A 3,512-nucleotide genomic window follows, 5' to 3' on the forward strand; every position below is an offset into this window, starting at 1 on the left:
CTTCTAAACGGCTAAAAGAAATCTTTTGAACGTCTAAATATTAACCAAAAAGAGTCAACCTATATCAGTATAATACACGCAACCTTTCTACATTTTATGCATCTATAAGAAAAACACTTTTACTATGAAAAAAATAAAAATTATTCTTTTGATTACACTTTTCGCAACTATTTTAGGTTGCGATTCAGATGAACAAAGTAATGAAAACGAAAATTTAATGAGCTGCATCCCTAATAATCTACAAAATTCGGTTGTTGCTTATTTCCCATTTTCAAATGGGTCTATCAATGATTTTTCTGGCAACAACCAAAATTTAATAAATACGACAACAGCATCATCAACTTCTGACAGAAATTTAAACGAGAATTGCGCTTTTGAATTTGATTTTTTATCTGGAACTAATGAATATTTATCAACAGCTAATACTAATTCACTTGACCTTTTAACGGATTTCTCAATATCTATTTGGTACCAACCGCTTCAAGAAAGAGATCCTGGAAACTATGAATTACTAATTGGTAGAGGTGAGTTATTTGAACAATGGGATTTAGGTTTATATGATTGTAGAAAAGCAATGTTCAACATTACAAATCAAGTATGGGATAATGATTCAAATTTTGACTGTGGATTTTCAGATTTAAATAACGATTGGCATCATTTAGTTGCGACCTTTGATAGTATCTCAAATACAATGAAACTTTATAGAAACGGTATGTTACAGGAATCTTTAGGATTAGCTAGTAACTCAAGTATAATACAAATTAACGACTTAATAATTGGAAAAGGCTATACTGGAAAAGTTGATGATATTATCATTTTTAATTTTTCTCTAGAACAATCAGATATTGATTCTTTATTTGCGATGGATGTTTGCTGTGAATAATAAAACGTGTTACAACACCGTGTATAATTAATTGCTTCATTGAGCCTACTTACGAATATTCCTGCGGAATATTCACGGGTTCGTAAATGTTTATTAACTTAGTTGCTTAACCACGCAACTAACCATACACCTTTACGTTGGCAATAATTTGAAAAAAGTCGTCTACATATTGAACTTAATGCTTATTCTATTGGCTTTTTCTTGTGGACAAAATTCATCTGAAAAAGACCTAACTGGAGATTGGCGTGAAATTGAAAGTGAATTCAGCACTTGGCATTTTTATCCAGATAGTCTAATTTTAAAATTCCCAGGTGAATGGGATGAAAAAACAGAATGGAAAGCTAATAATTCCCAAATTGAATTTGAACTTCCAACCTTTTTCTGGGACTCATTAGGAACACCAAGGGATACAATTAATAAGATTTTGATTAGTTATGAGCTTTCTGACAACAAAGACAGCCTTTTTGGTACTCTGAATAATAATTGGAGTGAACATAAATTCAGTTTATTAAGAACCAAAAGCTATATTGATTATCTAAAGAAAAAGTTCGGTATTCAATTTACACTACCGAATGATAGTTCTGGTATATATATGGGAAGTACGTCTTTCTCAACAATTGGTGGTTACAAACTGCACCCTATATATGGATTAAAAATTTTTATGAAAAGTTCCAAAAGCGGAGTTATAGTAAAAACAGAGCTTTCTGAAAACCTAAATAATTTGGAGTTTGACATTAAAAGGTTTAAGGATAATATTAAACACTGGGACGAACCACCTATTGGTACTAACGAAATGTACTTGGATGAACGATTACATTTGCGAGTATTTGCTGATAAAAGCATTCCTGATTCAATAATTACAAATAAACTAAAGGTTACAATAAATCAGAACAGCAATGAATTTAACAAACATTATTCTGACACATTACCTATTAGGATTTATAGAATATTAAAATCCCAAGGAATTGAACCTCGAAATATCAAAGGAAAAGAAATAAAAACTATTGCCAACACCGTGTATAATTAATTGCTTCATTGAGCTTACTTGCGAATATTCCTTCGGAATATTCACGGGTTCGTAAATTTTTACTAACTTAGTTACTTAACCACGCAACTAACCATACACAATCACGTTGGCAACAATTTGGAAGTGATTCGTATTTGATGTATATTTACACCAAACAATTGAATTATGTCAAGACAAAGTATATCATTTACAGAACCTAACGACGAATGGCTGAAAGCACAAGTCAATGGTAAAGAATATTCAAGCAAAAGCGAATTAGTTAACGATTTAATTAGACAAGCTAGAAAACAACAAATCGAAATTGATTGGGTTCGAACTAAATTGGAAAAAGCTGAAAATAGCGGATTTACAAGCGAATCAAAAAATGAAATTTTAGCTGAATCAAAAACTTTACTGAATGGCTAAATATCGATTAAGTAACGAAGCTAAAAATGACTTAATCCGAATCCATCACTATGGAGTTAAAAAATTTGGAATGACTCAAGCAGATAAATATTTTGAATCATTCTTTAAATATTTTGAAATTATTTCCCAAAGGCCTTTTTCATTCGAGTCGGTTGATTATATAAAAAAAGACTACAGAAGATGTGTTTGCGGTATAGATAGTATTTACTATAAAATAAATAATGACGTTGTTGAAATAATGGCAATTGTCGGAAGACAAGATTTAAACGACATACTGTAATCTGAATAATAAAAACTGTTGCCAACACCGTGTATAATTAATTGCTTCATTGAGCTTACTTGTTAATATTCCTTCGGAATATTCACAGGTTCGTAAATGTTTGCTAACTTAGTTGCTTAACCACGCAACTAACCATACACAATCACGTTGGCAGCAATGCGTGTGCGGCAAAATCCAACTCTAAATTGGAACTTATACAACTCTGAATTTTAAGAATAAAAATAAAATTGGATTTCCAAACGTTAGAATGAAAATCACAACGCAGGAATTACAAGCAGAACGAAAAATTACGGTTAGAAAATAACTTCATCGTAATAAAAAAGCCTAGTTTCTTTTTCGCGATTTTTTTTTTTGACTTTTAAGTAAGTAAAATCAGAAAAAATGGAGTCGAAAATTTTAATTTCTTGCGGAACTAAACTAGAATAATCATATAATTGATTTAACATAAGAACTGGAATTTGACAAGTTTCCTCGATATTAAAAATATAACGCAGGATTTCCAAGCTGAACGTAAAATGCGTGTCTGATTAGCAACAACGCAGGACTAAAAACAGATTATGGCTCGATTTATTTAATGTTTAAGTTAATTAGAGAACTAATTGAACTATATTAAATTATCGTTTATTAAAAAAACATAGCGGATAAAAAAATAAGCACAGCTGCCAACACCGTGTATATTTAATTGCTTTGTTTCTGCTTATCTGGAATATTCCTTCGGAATATTCACAGGTTCGTAAAAGTTTACTAAATTAGTTGTCTAACCACGCAACTAAGCATACACAAACACGTTAACTGTAATAACGAAGCGCAACCAAATTCGGAACTTTAAGCAAAAAAAAAAAGTTGCTTAAGCCGAATTGAATGCAAAAATCTCACTCGAATTCTGAATTTTAAAACGTTAGATTGATAAACACAAC

The 3,512-nt window shown here is 30.9% G+C and carries 4 protein-coding genes; all 4 read left to right on the forward strand.

Features of this window, described 5'->3' with window-relative positions; genetic code table 11:
• Window positions 1-148: 148 nt before the first annotated feature.
• The 4 genes from HM981_RS17280 (at window position 149) to HM981_RS17295 (ending at window position 2,595) form a co-directional block, all read left to right on the forward strand.
• Entirely contained in the window at window positions 149-883 is a 735-nt protein-coding gene (locus HM981_RS17280) for a LamG domain-containing protein (RefSeq protein WP_179340050.1), read from the forward strand.
• Between the two features lie 178 nt (window positions 884-1,061).
• Window positions 1,062-1,910 carry a hypothetical protein gene (locus tag HM981_RS17285; protein ID WP_179340051.1) on the forward strand — a complete coding sequence of 283 codons (849 nt, stop codon included), beginning with the start codon at window positions 1,062-1,064 and terminating at the stop codon, window positions 1,908-1,910.
• Between the two features lie 165 nt (window positions 1,911-2,075).
• The gene (locus HM981_RS17290; RefSeq protein WP_179340052.1) at window positions 2,076-2,315 is read left to right on the forward strand and encodes a ribbon-helix-helix domain-containing protein; all 240 of its coding nucleotides are present in this window, start codon (window positions 2,076-2,078) and stop codon (window positions 2,313-2,315) included.
• A complete protein-coding gene (locus HM981_RS17295; protein WP_179340053.1) occupies window positions 2,308-2,595 on the forward strand; it encodes a type II toxin-antitoxin system RelE/ParE family toxin in 288 nt (95 codons plus the stop codon). Before HM981_RS17290 ends, HM981_RS17295 begins: the two co-directional genes overlap by 8 nt.
• The last annotated feature ends 917 nt before the right edge of the window (window positions 2,596-3,512 follow it).

The sequence above is a fragment of the Winogradskyella ludwigii genome (assembly GCF_013403985.1).
Lineage (GTDB): Bacteria > Bacteroidota > Bacteroidia > Flavobacteriales > Flavobacteriaceae > Winogradskyella > Winogradskyella ludwigii.